The organism is Streptomyces sp. NPDC002787, assembly GCF_053592095.1.
In genome coordinates, this window is sequence record NZ_JBSFVC010000038.1 from 1 (window position 1) to 16,159 (window position 16,159).

A 16,159-nucleotide genomic window follows, 5' to 3' on the forward strand; every position below is an offset into this window, starting at 1 on the left:
CAACGGCACCAGTTTCGGGCCACGACGAGGAACTGACGCACCAGCAGTAGAAGTCACACACCAACTAACGATCAACTACTGGCGCAGGACACTAGTGGACCGAGAAGCCGCCGTCGACGAAGATCGCCTGGCCGGTGATGTAGCCGGCTGAGCGGCCGGCCAGGAACACCGCCGCTCCGGCGAAGTCGTCGGGCAGGCCGTTGCGTCCGGCCAGGGTGCGTGCGGCGAGCGCGGCCACCTTCTCCGGGTCGGACGACAACCGCGTGTTGAGCGGGGTCGGGACGAAGCCCGGGACCAGGGTGTTGCAGGTGACGCCGTACGGCGACCACTCCTCGGCCTGAGAGCGGGCCAGCGACTCCAGGGCACCCTTGGAGACCCCGTACGCGCCGCTTCGGACGAACGCCCGGTGCGCCTGCTGGGAGGTGATGTGGATGATCCGGCCGAAGCCCCGCTCCGCCATGCCGGGCCCGAAGCGCTGACCGAGGAGGAAGGGCGCGTCCAGGTTCACGGCCATCGTGGCGTCCCACACGTCCTCGCCCAGCTCGCTCATCGGCGGACGCAGATTGATCCCGGCGCTGTTGACGAGGATGTCGGGCTCGCCGAACGCCTCGACCGCCTGCTCCGTCGCCGCGCGCACGCCGGCTCTGGTGCTCAGGTCGCCGCTCACCCGGGCCGCCCGGCAGCCCTCCGCCGCCAGTTCGTCGACCGTGGCCGTCAGTTCCGCCTCCTTGCGGGCGACGATCACCACGCTCGCTCCCGCCCGTGCGAGGGCCCTGGCGATGGCCTTGCCGATCCCGGAGCTGCCGCCCGTGACCACGGCGACCCGGCCGTCCAGCGAGAACAGTTCGGAGAGGTAGCTGTTGGAGATCATTCCCGCACCCTAGAGGGCGAGTTGACGGGGCCGGCGCGCGGGGACCGCTGACGCCGTTGCCAGCCACACGCTGCGCGGGCCGGGTGCGTTGCGCCCGCGATGTCGGCGTGCGGTGAGTGACGAGGGGCGTAGTGACCGGTGTCGATGGTGGTCATGCACACGAGGTCGGCTTGGCAGCGGGTGCTCGGTGAGGAGGACGTCGGCCTCAAGGAGGGTTGCGCCGCGTCCACCAGGGGTGTTGTCGGGGTCCGGGAGCGGCCAAGGCAGAGTCGAGCGGCTGTCCTGTCTCAGCGAAGTTAGTCGTGCTCGTGCCGGTGACCTGCGTGGACTGGGATTGGATGAGACGCGTGGACTGGGTGCGTTGAGACAAAACGGCAGGTCTCGGGGTGTGACGGGTTTGCGGCGCCTATCCCGACGTTCTGATGGCGTGGTTGATCGCGGAGGCGACGTCCTCAGCGATGTGGGTGGGCTGGTAGGAGTCCTGGGTCCAGGCACGTCCGTCCGTCACCCACACGCTTCGAAGACCGAGCGTGTGGGCGCCCGCGATGTCGGCGCTGGGTGAATCGCCGATGACCCACGAGCCCGGGAGGGGGACACTGACGGCATCGGCTGCCGCTTGGAAGATCTCCGGTTCTGGTTTCTTGTGGCCGACTGCTTCGGAGACGACCCAGCCGTGGACGAGTTGGTCGAGTCCGGTTTTTCGGATCTTCGCTTCCTGCTGGGTGGTGCGCCCATTGGTGACGATGGCGCAAGTCCAGCCGTCCGCGGTGGCGTTGCCCAGCGCCTCGCGGGCCGAGTGAGCCAGGACGACGCGGTCAGCGGCGCCGTTGTCGAGAAGGGCGCGGATTGCGGCGGTTGGCACGACGTCGCCGTATCGGTCGGTGAGGGCTGCGGCGACTTCGTGACGCGCGGTGTAGCCGCTTGCGTCGATCGCCATCACCCTTGTGAGGTCGGTTGCGGGGAGGTTGTGCTCGGCAAGAAAGTGGGCGACGGCGGCGCGGAAGGCCGCATCCCGGTCGACAAGGGTGTTGTCGAGGTCCAGCAGCAACAACGGCATGACCGGGAGTAGATCATGGAACCTGGGGCGAGGCAGGTCAGTTTCCGGCTGGCATCGGCACGAGGTCGGCGAAGCGGATGTTGTGAATCGTCAAGGACGGACTTCTGCAGAGCTACTCAGCAGGGGTAGTAGGGGTGGAACGGGCTCCACCGTGTTTCGGCGTCGGCTTCAGAGGGCTGGCGTGGTGGCGGGTGCCCTGGTGCGAGAGCGCAACGCTGGCGCCGTTGCGTGATGCCGCTGGCCGACACCTGATGCCCAGCCGCTGTCATCTCGGCAGCCTTGGCCCGCTCGCGCTGGGGCCAGCGAGTGCCGCTTCGGGTCGAACTCCGGCCGCGGCTTGGCCCCTTCCGGAGCGTCTGGCGGCAGACCGTGCAGAACCTCCAGGATGTGCCTCCCTTACGAGCGGGCCTGTTCGGCGGCAGCTGCGGGGAACTCCGCGATCCGGGAGGTCTGCGGCACCCCGCTCTTGCCAGTCACCAGGCAACTCCGCTGGCCAAGTGCACGATTGTGCGAGGTCCCAGCAACTCGACCGTCATGTCCTCGGCGATCAGCACCTGAAGCCAGAGGACGTGGAACAACACCGGCAGCGTCGACAGCCGGTCCCCTGCCGCATCCGCCCCCGCCATCAGTGGCCCCGGGTTTGAGAAGACCTCCCGGAGCCTGGCCGCGGCCGGGTCGTGCAGACATCGGGGGTGCCGGTAGCGCGACAGCCACCGGATATTCGCCAGCAGCACCGCGTCCGGTATCCCCAGCCGGTCGAACCTCCACCCAGCCTGGGCACAGACCAGGCGCGTCACCTCGAATGCTTCGGCGTCCTTCGGCTCGATCCGCTCGTCCGCACGGACATCGACGACCACGGCGGAGCCGTCCGCGCGGCGGATGAAGTAGTCCGGGGCGTGCCGACGCTCCCGCTCGCCGTCATGCCAGTGCAGCCAGAACGGCTGCGAGCTGATCCCCACCACGCTCGGGTCGAAGTCCATGAGCAGCAGCCGGTCCCGCTCCAGCCACGACTCGAAGCCGACGTGCCGCCCGGTCGTCGCCGCCCAGTACCAGCCCGGGAAATGACGCTCACCGCGCGACCAGCGGAACGAACGTACCGGGTCGACATTCTAGAACCGGCCCGTCACGCAGTCCCGCAGCGGACACCGTCGACGCCCGTGTACCGCGTCGACGTACGACAACTCGATGCACGGCCCCGCCTGATCCACCCCAGCCGGTACAGCCATCCAGCACCATCAGCGCCCTCAGCGGCGCGACTAGGTTCGCTGAGACAGAAGCCCGAACGACTCGGTTCGTTGAGAGAACGACTCGATGACTGAGACAGGACACCTGGGTGCGCGGTGGGGGGTTGTCATGCGACAGGTTCCGATATATCGTTGAAGCATCGCGACAGATCAACGATGGAATGGAGTGATTGCCATGCGTTCCCATGGACAGGACTTCGGATTCGAGCGTGGGCACGGACGCCGTGGTGGGGACCACCCCCGCGGTCGAGGTGACGCCGAGGCGCTGCGCGCCGCTTTCGGGCCCTTCGGGCCGGGGCATGGTGGTCCCGGGCCGTTCGGACCCTTCGGTGGTGGCCCCTGGGGCGGGCGCGGGCGAGGCGGACCGAGGGGGAGGGCGCGGCGCGGTGATGTGCGCGCGTCGATCCTGGCCCTCCTCAAGGACCGGCCCATGCACGGCTACGAGATGATCCAGGAGATCGCTGAGCGCAGCGGCGGGGCGTGGAAGCCCAGCCCCGGCTCGGTGTACCCCACCCTCCAACTGCTGGAGGACGAGGGGCTGATCGCCAGCGCGACCGAGGGCGGCAAGAAGCTGTTCTCGCTCACCGAGGCCGGGCGCACCGCCGCCGACGACGGGCCCGAGGCTCCTTGGGAGGAGGCCGGGCGCGGGGTCGACTGGGAGGCGCTGAGCGAGATCCGGCAGGCCGGCTTCGGTCTGATGGAGGCGTTCGGCCAGGTCTGGAAGACCGGCGACAAGGACCAGCGCGACAAGGCGCTGGCGGTGATCAACGAGGCCCGCAAGAAGCTGTATCTGATCCTCGCCGACGAGGACTGACAGCGGGCGGTGAGTAACACCTGAGAGCGCCCCGCGGTGGTTTCCGCGGGGCGCTTTCGTGTGGCTGCGCGGGCTCGGGAGTTACTTCACCAGGGCGCCCAGCTTGCGGAGTGACTCGCTGAGGGCTGCCGTGGCGGAGTCCTTCAGCTTGCCCGCCATCAGGGAGACGGCCGCGCCGGTGAAGCGGCCGTCGACGCGGACCGTGGTGGTGTCTCCGTCGGGGGTGAGGGTGTAGCGGGTGGCGAGGTCCACGGCCATCGGGCCCTTGCCCTGGATGGCCAGGGTGCGGGCGGGTTCCAGTTCGGCGATGGTCCACTGGACCTCCGCGGGGAAGCCCATGAGCTTCAGGTTCTCCTGGAAGGTGCCGCCCACTTCGAGGGTCGCCGGGCCACCCTTGGGAAAGCCGGTGTGGGTCGTGTTCCACTCGCCGTAAGCGGACCAGTCGACGAGCCGGGCCCAGACCTGTTCGGCGGGTGCCTCGATGCGTGCCTCCGCGCTGACATCGGCCATGCGACAACCCCTTCGTCTCGGACGGTGGTGTCGCGGAACGTAGCCGTGGGGTTGGGAACATTCAATACTGATGAACCGTCAGGAAGTGTGGCACCAGGCCTTCCGGAACAGGTCGGCGGGGAGCGCGTCCTCGGGCACGTACACCCGGTACACATGTCTGCCGTCGATTGCCGGCAGGGCCACCAGCCAGCACCCGCTCTCCATGCGGTGGGGGCGAGCGCGGGTGCGATGTGGTTGCGTACGGGGCGCATGACAAGGCGGCGCACGCCCCTTACGTGAGGACGGCGGATCTCATCCGTAGGGAGGAGACGTGGCTCGTCCTTACACAACCCGCGTCGGACGCGAAGATGCTTCCTTTCGTGGATGACTCGGGCTGGTGGGGCTGATGGGGTAGAGGACGTGCGATCCCGTATCCCCCGGCAGTCCGCCGTAGCCCACGGTCCGAACCATGTGGAGATCGAGAGCAGGCTCACCGATGAGCTGGCCTCGGTGGTCGCCGGTGCGCGCAGACGGGCCCTGCGGGACGGGGACCGACAGATCGACACGGCCCATCTGCTGCACACGCTGCTGGAGTCCGACCCCGAGGTCCGCGCCGTTTTCGAGAGTCCGCAGGTCGCCCGGTTGCTCGGCTATCTCGTGCAGCGCAGCATCGGCTACGGGCTGCGCTGGCAGATCGGCATCGAGGACATCGGTGCCGTACCGGGAGCCCCGGGCACGCCCGGCTGGTCGCCGGTGGCGGCTCGGGCGATGGCGCAGGCGTACGACCGTGCCGTGCGGCGCGGTGAGCGGCTGGCCCATGGCGTCGACCTGCTCGCGGTGCTGGTCGCGGCCGCCGGGTCGCGGGCCGTGGAGGTGATGGGCGAGGTGGGTGTCGACGTGGGGGCGGTGGCTCGGCGGATCGCCTGGGCGGGTGAGGGCGAGGGGGACGTGGTGGAAGGGGGCCGTCGGGAGGCCTCGGCCTGACGTCCAGCCGTTGAGACAGGTGTCATCGGGGATGACGCTCCTGTCGTCGGCTGTCATCATGTGCCGGTGCATACGTCTCAGGGGAGTCAGACGCAGCGCGGGCGGGGCGCCGGGCTGTGGCTCGCGCTCGGGTCCGCGGTCGCCTTCGGTGGATCCGGTACGGCGGCCAAGCCGCTCATCGAGGCGGGGCTCGACCCGCTCCACGTGGTGTGGCTGCGGGTCGTGGGCGCCGCGCTGGTGATGTTGCCGCTGGCCGTGCGCCACCGGGATCTGGTGCGCCGGCGTCCCGCGCTGCTGGTCGGGTTCGGGCTGCTGGCCGTGGCCGGTGTGCAGGCCTTCTACTTCGCCTCGATCTCGCGCATCCCTGTCGGCGTCGCCCTCCTCGTGGAGTACCTCGGGCCGGCCCTCGTCCTCGGCTGGGTGCGGTTCGTGCAGCGGAGGCCGGTGACGCGGGCCGCGGCGGCCGGGGTCGTCCTCGCGGTCGGAGGCCTCGCCTGTGTCGTCGAGATCTGGTCGGGGTTGAGCTTCGACCCGCTGGGATTGCTGCTGGCGCTCGGGGCGGCCTGTTGTCAGGCCGGGTACTTCGTGCTGTCCGACCAAGGCAGTGACGCGGGGGCGGAGGCGCCGGACCCGCTCGGGGTCATCGCCTACGGGCTGCTCGTGGGCGCGGTGGTGCTCACGGTGGTGGCCCGGCCGTGGGGGATGGACTGGGCGGTGCTCGGGGGCGTCGCGTGGATGGACGGGACGGCTGTCCCGGCGTGGCTGCTGCTCGGGTGGGTCGTGCTGATCGCCACGGTGATCGCGTACGTCACCGGGGTGGTGGCCGTGCGGCGGTTGTCCCCGCAGGTGGCGGGGGTGGTGGCGTGTCTTGAGGCGGTCGTCGCGACTGTGCTCGCGTGGGTGTTGCTGGGGGAGCGGCTCTCGGCGCCGCAGATCGTGGGTGGGGTGGTGGTGTTGGCCGGGGCGTTCGTCGCGCAGCGGTCCACGCCTTCGAAGGGGGCGCGGCGGCAGGTTGTGGCCGGTGGGGGAGGGGTCGAGGCGGAGTTGTCGGTGAGGAGTGGCCGGTGACGCCGTTGGGATCTGCGGTCTGCGGTCTGCGGTCTGCGGTCTGCGGTCTGCGGTCTGCGGGCGGTGTGTGGTTGCTCGCGCAGTTCCCCGCGCCCCTTGAGGGGCGCGGTCGGTCGGCCGGTGACCACATGCCCCGTTGGCCCGGTTGGCGTCGGATCGCTGCGGCGTCGCCGGGGCCGCCCCCAGGCTGGACGTGGGGCGGTTCGCCGGGCACGCCGTTGACCGCGAGTCGGCCGAAGCCGTAAGCCGTGCAAGGGCGAGCCGGCGCTGCCGTTCCGTGTCGTCGCGTGGGGCGTCCCAGGGGTTGATCAGCGCGTCAGAGTCTTGAGGTACTCGGGGAGGTCGGTGCCGGGGGCCAGGACGGGGTCCGGGATCGGGGTGTCGTAGCCCTTGCGGAGGGGGACGACGCCGGCCCAGTGGGGGAGGGCGAGGTCCTCGGGCTCGTCGTTGACGCCGCCGGTGCGGGCCTTGGCGGAGACCTCCGTCAGGTCCAGGCGGATCACGGCGGTGGCCGCGAACTCCTTGGGGTTGGCGGGCCGGGAGTCCCGCGAGCGGCCCGGGACGGCGTGGTCGACGAGGGCGTCCAGGGCGATGCGCCGCTCCTCCGGGTCGGTGACCTGGTGGGCGATGCCGTGCACCACCACGGAGCGGTAGTTGATCGAGTGGTGGAAGCCGGAACGGGCCAGGATCAGGGCGTCCACGTGTGTGACTGTCAGGCACACCGGAAGGCCCGGGTCGGCCTGGCCCGTCATCCGCAGCGGGCGCGACCCGGTCGAACCGTGTACGTAGAGCGTCTCGCCGACCCGCCCGTACAGGGTGGGCAGGACCACCGGGGCGCCGTCACGGACGAAGCCGAGATGGCAGACGTACCCCTCGTCGAGTATCGAGTGCACCAGTTCCTTGTCGTACGAGGCCCGCTGTGGGGCCCGGGTGGGGACGGTGCGGTCGGTCGCGGTGTACGTGGCGGACTGCGGTGTCGTCGGCTGAGGCCCCGTCATTGCGCTCTCCATTGCACTAGTGCATAATCTGCTTTGTGCTAGGAGAATACATGATCACCGGGCGGCGCGCAGCGGAGATTGCGGCCGACGTCGAACAGGCGGTGGGGGCGGGCGACTTGGAGCCCGGCCAACTGCTGCCGCCCATGCGGGAGTTGGCGGAGCGGCTCGGGGTGAATCCGAACACCGTCGCGGCCGCCTACCGCACGCTGCGCGAGCGCGGGGTCATCGAGACCGCCGGGCGGCGAGGGAGCCGTGTGCGGCCTCGGCCGGCCACCACAGGGCGCGAGTACATCCGGGTGGAGGTGCCGGAGGGCGTGCGGGACCTCGCCGACGGCAATCCCGACACGACGTTGCTGCCGCGCCTCGCGGAGGTCTTCGCGGCGGCCGCCGAACAGGGTGACCGCGAGCCGGTGCTGTACGGATCGGGGGCCGTGGAGCCCGAGTTGACGCGCATCGCGCGGGCCGATCTGGACGCGGACGGGGTGCCGGACGGGCCGGTCACCGTCACCTCCGGGTCACTCGACGCCATCGAGCGGGTTCTCGCGGTCCACCTCAAGCCCGGGGACGCCGTCGCCGTGGAGGACCCGGGGTGGGGCAGTGTGCTCGACCTCGTGCCGGCGCTCGGGCTGCGGGTCGTCCCGGTCGGCGTCGACGACGAAGGGCCGCTCGCCGGCGACGTACGCAAGGCCCTGGAGGCCGGGGCGCGGGCCCTGATCGTCACCGACCGGGCGCAGAACCCGACCGGTGCGGCCGTGAGCGCCGCACGCGCGCGTGCCCTGCGGTCCGTGCTGAGGGGGCATCCGCAGACCCTGCTCATCGAGGACGATCACGGCTACCGGATCGTCGACCAGCCCCTCCATCCGCTGGCCGGTGTCACCCGCAGCTGGGCCTTCGTGCGGTCGGTCGCCAAGGCGTACGGCCCGGACCTGCGGCTCGCCGTGCTCACCGGGGACGCGGCCACCGTCGACCGGGTGCGGGGGCGGCAGCGCTTGGGGCCGGGCTGGGTGAGCCGGCTGGTGCAGCGGGCCGTCGTACGGCTGTGGTCGGGAGGCTCGGTGGACGCGTCGGCCGTGGCGGCGTCGTACGGGCGGCGGCGGGACGCGCTGATCGGAGCGCTCGCGGAGCGCGGGGTCGAGGCGCACGGGGTCAGCGGGATGAACGTGTGGATCCGGGTGCCCGACGAGACCGGTGCGGTCGCCCGGCTGCTGCACGCCGGCTGGGCCGTCGCGCCCGGCGCCCGCTTCCGGATGAACGCCCCGCAGGGAATCCGGATCACGGTCTCCAGGCTCACGGAGGAGGAGATCGCACGGGTGGCGGACGCGGTGGCGTCGGCGGTCGGGCCGGCGGCCGGCGGGGGGTATGTGTGACGTCGATCGAGTGGGCGGTCAGGTGCGCGGCTTGGCCTGTGTCAGGGCCGCGCCCGCCAGGACGATCGCCGCGCCGACCGGGGTCGACCACGTCAGGGGCTCGTCGAGGAGCGCGACACCGGCGGCCGTGGCGATGACCGGGATGAAGTAGGTGACCATCTGGGCGGTCGTCGGGCCGACCTCGGAGACGATGCCGTACTGGACGAGCATGGCGACGCCCGTGCCGAGGGTGCCCAGCGCGACCACCGCCAGCAGGGGCAGGACCGGGAAGCCGCTCGGCAGGGTGGTGAACAGCGGGGTGACGAAGGCCAGTTGGGCGGTGGCGAGCAGGAGTTGGGCGCCGGTGAGGGAGAGGTGCGACGTGGTGGTGCCGGCCAGGGTGCGGCGGATGTAGATCCAGCCGATCGGGTAGCTGAGGGAGGCGAGCAGGGCCATCGCGGTGCCTCTCGCGTCCAGGCCGCTGAAGCCCTGCCAGACGCCGAGCACGGTGAGCACGCCGAGGAAGCCGAGGCCGAGACCGGCGACCCGGACCCGCGTCGGACGGTCCTCGGACAGGGCGACCATTGAGAGGGCCATGCCCCACAGGGGCGAGGTCGCGTTGCAGATGCCCGCCAGTGTGGACGGGATCGTCAGTTCCGCGTAGGCGAAGAGCGAGAACGGCAGCGCGTTCAGGAAGAAGGCCGCCACCGCGAGATGCCCCCAGGTGCGGACGCCGCGCGGCAGTCGCTCCCGCTTGACCGCCATCGCCGCCGCGAGGACCAGCGTGCCGAACAGCAGTCGGCCGAAGGTGACTTGGAACGGCGCGTACGCCTCCGTACCCACCTTGATGAGGAGGAAGCTGAAGCCCCAGATGAGGGAGAGGAAAGCGAAGCGCAGCCGCCAGTCGAAGGTGGCGCGCCGGCGTTCGGGGGCGTGGGCGGAGGCTCGGGTGGGCGTGACGGTGGTCATGCCCACAACGATGGTGCCCGGCAATCTTGTAGCACAAGCGAGATTTGATGAGCTGAATCTCGTAGCATCGCTTACATGTTGAACCTGGAGCGCCTGCGCACCCTCGACGCCCTCGCCCGGCACGGCTCGGTCAGCGGGGCGGCCGACGGGCTGCATGTGACGACCTCGGCCGTCTCGCAGCAGATGGCCAAGCTGGAGCGGGAGGTGGGGCAGCGGCTCCTGGCCAAGAACGGGCGGGGCGTCCGCCTCACCGACGCGGGGCGGCTGCTCGCCGAGCATGCCGCGCGGATCCTGTCGCAGGTCGAACTGGCGCAGGCCGATCTGGAGGCGCAGCGGGGGCAGGTCGTCGGAGAGCTGCGGCTGGCCGCGTTCCCGACGGCCGTCCGAGGGCTGTTTCCCGCCGTCTTCCGCGCCCTGCGCGACGACCATCCGGCGCTGCGCGTGCGCTCGCGGGAGCTGGAACCCGAGCTCGCGATCAACGCGGTGATCCGGGGCGACGTCGACCTGGCCGTCGTCCTCGACTGGTACAACAAGCCGCTGCCCGTGCCCGAGGGGCTCGCCAGGGCCGCGATCCTCGACGACCCGGTGGAGGTGGCGCTGCCCGAGGACCACCCGCTCGCCGGCCGGGACGAGATCGCCCTGGAGGAACTGGCCGACGAACCGTGGGTCGCCTGGCCGGAGGGCGAGTTCTGCCACGAATGGCTGCTCTACACACTGCGCGCCAACGGCATCGAGCCCCACATCGCCCACCGGGCCGGCGAACACCACACCCAACTCGCCCTGGTGGCCGCCGGGTTGGGCGTCTGCATCGCGCCGCGGCTCGGCCGCGACCCGATGCCGGCCGGTATGCGGACCGTGCCGGTACGCCGTCGCGTCCACCGCAGCGTCTACGCGGTGTGGCGCGCGGACGCCGACCGGCGACCGTCGATCAGGGCGGCGGTGGAGGCGCTGAGGGCGGCAGGGGTCGCGTGCGGAGCGGGCTGATCTGTGGTGGTGGGGGTGCGGGACTGGGTGAGTGGGAAGAGCTGAACTACAGCGAACCCAGCTTGCGGAAGTCCCAGGACGCGATCGCCTCCGGTGTCAGGCGCAGCCAGGCGTGCCTTCCGTCGTGGGGCATCTCGTCGATGCCGAAGTTCTTGCGGGCGAACAGCCGCTCCACCTCGACGAGTTCGGGATTCGGCTCGCCCGTGCGCGGCACCTCGCCCACGAACTCGACGGCCCCGGACAGCTCGACGCCGCGCAGTTCCCCGTACTCCTCGCCCTCGTCCACCACCACGGCGACACGCGGATCGCGGCGCAGCGCGGCCCAGCGCCTGCTGCGGGTGATCGAGTACAGCCAGAGCGAGGTGCCGTCCCAGACGAACCAGAGCGGGCTGACGTGCGGCGCTCCGTCGGACGAAACCGTCGCGACCCGGCAGGTCCGCTGAGCGCCCAAGAACTCGTCCAGTTCGGCGGGCTCCATCATGATCTTCCGGCCTCGGCGCTGAGTGACGGTCATGGAATCCCCTCCGCTGAGTGGCGTCAGAAGAGCATCGGTCGTCTTCCGTCCATGTGCAAGGGACGTTACGCTCGCCCGCCCGATCGCCGACCACCAGGGGACGCCATGCCGTCGTACGCGAGTGAGTCGAAGAGGCAGCGGGAGCTGAGCGCGCTCCTCGATCCCGCCACCACCGTCCTGCTCACCGTCGAGTGCCAGCGCGGTGTCGTCGGCCCGGACGGCGCGCTGCCCGAGCTTGCCCGGGAGGCCCGGTCGTCGGGGGCACTCGCCAACGTGGCCCGACTGGTCGCGGCGGCCCACGAGAGCGGGGTGCAGGTCCTGCACGCCATCGCCGAGCGGCGGCCCGACGGGCGGGGCGCCAACCGCAACGCCCGCCTGTTCCGCGCTGCCGAACGGCTGCCCGTACAGCAGCTGACGGGCACGACGGCCGTCCGTGTCGCGCCGCCCATCGAGGTCGCCGAGGAGGACCTGATCGTACGGCGGCTGCATGGGCTGTCCCCGCTGGCCGGCACCGATGTGGACGCGCTGCTGCGCAATCTGGGGTGCCGCACGCTGATCGTCACCGGTGTCTCCGCCAATGTGGCCGTGCCGAACGCGGTGTTCGACGCGGTGAACCTCGGCTACGCGGTCGTCGTGCCCGGGGACGCCATCGCGGGGGTGCCTGCCGACTACACCCCCGCGATGATCCGCCACACCCTCGCCCTGGTCGCCACGGTCGCGACCACGGACGAGGTGCTGGCCTGTCTCGGACGGCCGGAACGGCGGGTTTCGGGTACCTGACGACCTCAGGCCAGCATGATCGACTCGCCGGAGACGCTGACCTCCTTGGTCGGCAGCGGCTTGGTCGCCGGGCCGCTCTTCACGCTGCCGTCGGCGATCGAGAAGTTGCTGTTGTGACAGGGGCAGTTGATCACGCCGTCGGAGATCGACTTCACGGCACACCCCTGGTGGGTGCACGCGGAGGAGAACGCCTTGTAGGTGCCCGCCTCCGGCTGGGTGATGACGACGCCCTCGCTCTCGAAGATCTTGCCGCCGCCCTCGGGGATGTCCGAGGTCTTGGCGATCTCGGTGCCGCCGGAGGTGTCGCCGCCCCCTGTGGTGCTGCTGCCGGCCTCGGCGGTCGGGTCACTGCTCGCGCTGCCGCCCGCGCCGGCGCCGGACGAGACCGAGGTGGAGGAGTCGTCCTCCGATCCGCACGCGGTCAGCGCGACGGCGAGGCCCGCCACGCCGGCTGCCGCCATGACGGTGCGACGGCCCGGAATCGAAGCGGGTTTGGTCGTTTCGCTGGTCATGCTGACGGTTCCTTCCGAGATGGCTTCGCACTTTCGCCCATGGATACGGCGGGCCCGTGCTTGAACGTTCAGACAGGGTGCACATCTTGGCCTGTCCGGGATCACGGTGGCGTCAAATGCAGCTGTCTGAATGCTGTCGTTCCACGGCGCCTTCGGAGAGGCCGGCTTCGCGGGCTTCACGCCAGTGACCTGGCCCCGGCGGCACTACCACGCTGCCGGGTCCGTGTTGCCGGGCGGACGCTCGCCAGGTCGGATACGCCGTTGATCTGTTCGTTGTCCGCCGCATAGGTTCCCCCACATGACGAACGTACGGATCGGTGTGATGTACGACCGCGACTGGGCCCCGGAGGGGTTGCCCGAGTTCGCGCGGCGGGCCGAGGCGCTCGGTGCGGATGACCTGTGGGTGGTGGAGGATCTCGGCTGGAACGGCGGCGTGTCGGCGGCGGCCGTGGCCCTGGGCGCGACACACCGCCTGCGGGTGGGCATCGGTATCACCCCGGCGCCGCTGCGCAGCCCGGCCCTGCTGGCGATGGAACTGGCCACGCTGGCCCGGGTGTTCCCCGGGCGGCTGGTGGCCGGCATCGGGCACGGCGTGCGGGAGTGGATGGTCCAGGTCGGTGCCGCGCCCCGCTCCCCGCTGGCCCTGCTGGAGGAGACGATCACTTCCGTGCGCGCGCTGTTGAGCGGTGAGCGCGTCGAGGTGGTGGGGCGTGAAGTGCGGCTGGACGGGGTCAAGTTGGTGCATCCGCCGACCGAGGTCCCGCCGGTCGTCGCGGGCGTGGTGCGCCCCCGCTCCCTCGAACTGTCCGGCCGGGTCGCCGACGGCACGCTGGTCGCCGAGGGCCATGGTCCGCGCGACCTGCGACACATCCGTGAGCTGACCGCCAAGGGCGGCGCCACTGCCGACCACACCCTGACCGTCTTCGCCTTCGCCTGCGTCGGCGACGACCCCGACGAGGTGGCCGGCACCCTCCACCCCCATACCGAGGGTCATGGCGCTTGGCTGGGCCGCCCCCAGGAGGAGGTCTTCACTGTGTCCGGCGACGCCGCCCGAGCCACCGACGGCATTCGTGAACTCGCGGCGGCCGGCGCGGACACGGTCGTCCTGCGCTTCGTGGGCGAGGATCCGCTCGGGCAGCTGGAGGCCGTGCTCGGAGCAGCAGGACGGTGACATCCGGGCCTGGCGTCGAGGACGGCTGCCTCGACGCCGGGCGGGACGTGGTCGGCGTCTACGTTCTCCCGGGGCCGGGGCCGGGGCCGGGGCCGGGGCCGGGGCCGGGGGTGGGGCGGGGGAGGTAGCGGCTCCACCATGACCTGAGCCGCCCCGATCACCGGGTCGCCCAGTGCCCCGGTGGACGCCACCGCGTCGGGGTGACGCCAGGGCGACGCTCGCCTTGGGTGTTCGTTTACCGCTCGCTGCTCGCTGCTCGCTGCTCGCTGCTCGCTGCTCGCTGCTCGCTGCTCGCTGCCCGCCGGGCGTGGGGCTGGTCAATGCAGCCGGATCACCGCGTACGTCTCTCCGTCCCTGGGCGGCCGGGTCCAGGAGCGGGTGACGAAGGTGTGCAGCCGCCCGTGCACGATGGCATGACGCGGCAGATGGGCACCGAATTCGCCGGCCACCGCTTCCAGCAGCGACCGTTCCGCCTCGGCGCCGTCCTGCAAATCGCCGAAGAACAGGCTCGGGTCCAGCGCTCGCGGTATCTCCCCGCTCTGCCGGACCTCTCCGTCCGCGTACGTGAACGCGTACTGCTCGACACCGTCTCGCGCCACCGAAAGGTGGAAGTACGGTTCGCCGTGCCATGCCCTCAGGCCGCTCCACACCACCACCGCGCGGGTGCCCGCACTGGCGGCCATGGCCGGGGAGACGAATCGCCGCCGGTCGAACGAGGCGGGATCGCCGTCGAAGGCGAAGCTCCAGTCGGTGCCGGCCCGGCCGATCGCCATGAGAGCCCTGTCGTCGTAGGACGAGAACTCTCTCTGGTCCTGCGTCGACCTGTGGCGCGCCTCCCACGGGGTCAGGGGCTCGTTCAGCAGGGAGCCGTCCCCGTCCTTATCGCCGTCCCCGTCCCCGTCCGCGAGGCGGCCGGGCAGCTCCTCCGGCTCCACCCCCTCCACCAGGACGAACCGGTACGACGTGCGGTTGTTGCCCGGGTCGGGATCCGCCAGCCACGCCAGGTCGCCCGGGTCGAGCCCGGCCGTCGGCCCCGGTGCCTCACCCGCTTGCCCGCCCCTTGGCGTGGAGAGCAGCTCGCGGCCCCGCTCCGGGGTCAGCAGCGGCCCGAGCAGAGGGTCGGCCACCCACCCCAGCGGCGCCAGGTGGGCCGGTCCCAGCGGCGCCCACAAAGGCACGGCGGTCCTCAGCGTTCGCCACGCCTCGTCGGTGTCTCCCCACCGTGCCAGCTCCCGCGCCCGCTCGACCGCCTCCCCGAACGGTCCGGCCGCCGTGTACCGGTACGTGCCGCTCCTCACCTGATCCAGCGTTGCGTAAGCCAGTGCCACCAGGTCCTCGTCGGCACCCCGCAGATGGAACGTCAGTGTGGAGTCGTCCCGGTACGAGTGCGCCGCGTGCTCGGCGACCAGCGACGGCAGCAGATCGGGCGCGTACGTCGGGTCCGTCACCAAGTCCTCGAAGTACACCCCGGAGGTCTGTCCGAGCAGGCGGCGTATCTGGTCGCCCAGCCCGGCGGCCCGCGGCCTGCCGTACTCCTTGGCACCGTCCAGCACCTTCACGGCCCGCTCCCAGCCGCCGCGCAGCGTCTCCAGCCGGGCCTCCTCCACCTGGACGTCCAGATGTCGCGTCGTGTCGTTGACGAACATCGGCTCTCCGTCGCTCCCGCCCGCCCGCAGGCTGTGGAACTCCCGGTACATCTCCCGCATGAACTCGAGGAAGCTGTCGTGCCGCTCGGGTGGCTCGGCCCGCCAGCTCGCCCAGGTGTACACGGCCCACTCGCCGTCCTCGTCGACGTCGTCGGGGTCCATGAGGACGTGGGTGATGTCGGACTCGACGTCGAGCTGCAGTCCGCGCCGCCAGAGGTCCGCCTCCCGCCGCTCCTCGGGCCCGGCGTCCTCGTCCAGGTACTCCTCGAAGAGGCTCGCGAGTCCCGACTCGTCGTTGTGCCAGCGCGCGTCCTCGGTCCCCGCCAGCAGCCACACGAACCCGCCCGCGTGCCGCCATCCGTCGCTGACCTTGAGGAACTCCCGGTACGACGGGGGCATCCGGCGGCCCAGGCGCTCCTCCATGGCCGCGATCCGCTCCTCGGACGCGGGCGGGAAACCCAGCCACCGGGCCCGCTGGGCGGTCTCGTCGTCCTCGCCCCGTGTCTCGCCGTCCGGCAGGGAATCCGCCCATTCCCCGCTCCACCGGAGCAGGAAGGGCTGCCAGTCGAATGCCGTGGTGTCCGTCATACGCCCGATGCTGCCACCCGCCACTGACAGGCCCCGCTGCTCGCCGCGGATGGGCTCGTCGCCCGGCAGCGCCCCGGATGGCCGCGGTCCCGCACCCGTACGGGACGCGTGGTCCACCACCGCT

Annotated in this window: 15 protein-coding genes and 1 pseudogene; 7 read left to right on the forward strand and 9 right to left on the reverse strand. The window is 71.2% G+C overall.

Going from position 1 to position 16,159, the window contains the following annotated elements; translation table 11 throughout:
• Positions 1 to 91: 91 nt before the first annotated feature.
• The 3 genes and pseudogenes from ACWD26_RS37405 to ACWD26_RS37415 all read right to left on the reverse strand — a co-directional run.
• Positions 92 to 871: an SDR family NAD(P)-dependent oxidoreductase gene (locus ACWD26_RS37405; RefSeq protein ID WP_451277044.1), complete on the reverse strand. Its 780-nt coding sequence runs from the start codon at positions 869 to 871 to the stop codon at positions 92 to 94.
• Positions 872 to 1,277: 406 nt separating this feature from the next.
• Positions 1,278 to 1,928 carry an HAD family hydrolase gene (locus tag ACWD26_RS37410; RefSeq protein ID WP_451277046.1) on the reverse strand — a complete coding sequence of 217 codons (651 nt, stop codon included), beginning with the start codon at positions 1,926 to 1,928 and terminating at the stop codon, positions 1,278 to 1,280.
• A gap of 473 nt (positions 1,929 to 2,401) precedes the next feature.
• Positions 2,402 to 3,022, reverse strand: a pseudogene (locus ACWD26_RS37415) (TnsA-like heteromeric transposase endonuclease subunit); the annotation flags it as partial.
• Positions 3,023 to 3,347: 325 nt separating this feature from the next.
• On the opposite strand from ACWD26_RS37415, the gene ACWD26_RS37420 reads away from it, so the two are divergent.
• Positions 3,348 to 3,986, forward strand: coding sequence for a PadR family transcriptional regulator (locus tag ACWD26_RS37420; protein ID WP_451277048.1), 639 nt, complete (start codon positions 3,348 to 3,350; stop codon positions 3,984 to 3,986).
• 81 nt (positions 3,987 to 4,067) lie between these two features.
• On the opposite strand, the gene ACWD26_RS37425 is transcribed toward ACWD26_RS37420, so the two are convergent.
• The gene (locus tag ACWD26_RS37425) at positions 4,068 to 4,496 is read right to left on the reverse strand and encodes a type II toxin-antitoxin system Rv0910 family toxin (RefSeq protein WP_451277050.1); all 429 of its coding nucleotides are present in this window, start codon (positions 4,494 to 4,496) and stop codon (positions 4,068 to 4,070) included.
• A gap of 399 nt (positions 4,497 to 4,895) precedes the next feature.
• Here ACWD26_RS37425 and ACWD26_RS37430 point away from each other — a divergent pair, with 399 nt between their 5' ends.
• Together ACWD26_RS37430 and ACWD26_RS37435 are read left to right on the forward strand one after the other, a co-directional pair.
• On the forward strand, positions 4,896 to 5,459 hold the full coding sequence (locus ACWD26_RS37430; protein WP_451277052.1) for a Clp protease N-terminal domain-containing protein: 564 nt from the start codon (positions 4,896 to 4,898) through the stop codon (positions 5,457 to 5,459).
• A gap of 60 nt (positions 5,460 to 5,519) precedes the next feature.
• On the forward strand, positions 5,520 to 6,527 hold the full coding sequence (locus ACWD26_RS37435; RefSeq protein ID WP_451277053.1) for an EamA family transporter: 1,008 nt from the start codon (positions 5,520 to 5,522) through the stop codon (positions 6,525 to 6,527).
• A 308-nt stretch (positions 6,528 to 6,835) separates the two neighbouring features.
• Here ACWD26_RS37435 and ACWD26_RS37440 read toward each other — a convergent pair whose 3' ends face one another.
• A complete protein-coding gene (locus tag ACWD26_RS37440; protein WP_451277055.1) occupies positions 6,836 to 7,525 on the reverse strand; it encodes a pyridoxamine 5'-phosphate oxidase family protein in 690 nt (229 codons plus the stop codon).
• 35 nt (positions 7,526 to 7,560) lie between these two features.
• Between ACWD26_RS37440 and ACWD26_RS37445 the strand changes: the two genes are divergently transcribed.
• The gene (locus ACWD26_RS37445; RefSeq protein WP_451277057.1) at positions 7,561 to 8,892 is read left to right on the forward strand and encodes an aminotransferase class I/II-fold pyridoxal phosphate-dependent enzyme; all 1,332 of its coding nucleotides are present in this window, start codon (positions 7,561 to 7,563) and stop codon (positions 8,890 to 8,892) included.
• Between the two features lie 18 nt (positions 8,893 to 8,910).
• Here ACWD26_RS37445 and ACWD26_RS37450 read toward each other — a convergent pair whose 3' ends face one another.
• Positions 8,911 to 9,840 (reverse strand): DMT family transporter, encoded by a 930-nt coding sequence (locus tag ACWD26_RS37450; RefSeq protein WP_451277059.1) that lies wholly within the window; start codon positions 9,838 to 9,840, stop codon positions 8,911 to 8,913.
• A 75-nt stretch (positions 9,841 to 9,915) separates the two neighbouring features.
• Between ACWD26_RS37450 and ACWD26_RS37455 the strand changes: the two genes are divergently transcribed.
• Entirely contained in the window at positions 9,916 to 10,824 is a 909-nt protein-coding gene (locus tag ACWD26_RS37455; RefSeq protein WP_451277061.1) for a LysR family transcriptional regulator, read from the forward strand.
• A 46-nt stretch (positions 10,825 to 10,870) separates the two neighbouring features.
• Here the strand turns inward: ACWD26_RS37455 and ACWD26_RS37460 are convergent, their stop codons facing one another.
• Positions 10,871 to 11,338 carry a pyridoxamine 5'-phosphate oxidase family protein gene (locus ACWD26_RS37460; protein ID WP_451277062.1) on the reverse strand — a complete coding sequence of 156 codons (468 nt, stop codon included), beginning with the start codon at positions 11,336 to 11,338 and terminating at the stop codon, positions 10,871 to 10,873.
• A 105-nt stretch (positions 11,339 to 11,443) separates the two neighbouring features.
• On the opposite strand from ACWD26_RS37460, the gene ACWD26_RS37465 reads away from it, so the two are divergent.
• On the forward strand, positions 11,444 to 12,118 hold the full coding sequence (locus ACWD26_RS37465) for a cysteine hydrolase (protein WP_451277064.1): 675 nt from the start codon (positions 11,444 to 11,446) through the stop codon (positions 12,116 to 12,118).
• A 5-nt stretch (positions 12,119 to 12,123) separates the two neighbouring features.
• Here the strand turns inward: ACWD26_RS37465 and ACWD26_RS37470 are convergent, their stop codons facing one another.
• Complete coding sequence (locus tag ACWD26_RS37470; protein ID WP_451277066.1) at positions 12,124 to 12,630, reverse strand: Rieske (2Fe-2S) protein; 507 nt, start codon at positions 12,628 to 12,630, stop codon at positions 12,124 to 12,126.
• Positions 12,631 to 12,928: 298 nt separating this feature from the next.
• On the opposite strand from ACWD26_RS37470, the gene ACWD26_RS37475 reads away from it, so the two are divergent.
• Positions 12,929 to 13,801, forward strand: coding sequence for an LLM class flavin-dependent oxidoreductase (locus tag ACWD26_RS37475; RefSeq protein WP_451277068.1), 873 nt, complete (start codon positions 12,929 to 12,931; stop codon positions 13,799 to 13,801).
• Between the two features lie 317 nt (positions 13,802 to 14,118).
• On the opposite strand, the gene ACWD26_RS37480 is transcribed toward ACWD26_RS37475, so the two are convergent.
• Positions 14,119 to 16,035 carry an SMI1/KNR4 family protein gene (locus ACWD26_RS37480; RefSeq protein ID WP_451277070.1) on the reverse strand — a complete coding sequence of 639 codons (1,917 nt, stop codon included), beginning with the start codon at positions 16,033 to 16,035 and terminating at the stop codon, positions 14,119 to 14,121.
• Between the last annotated feature and the right edge of the window lie 124 nt (positions 16,036 to 16,159).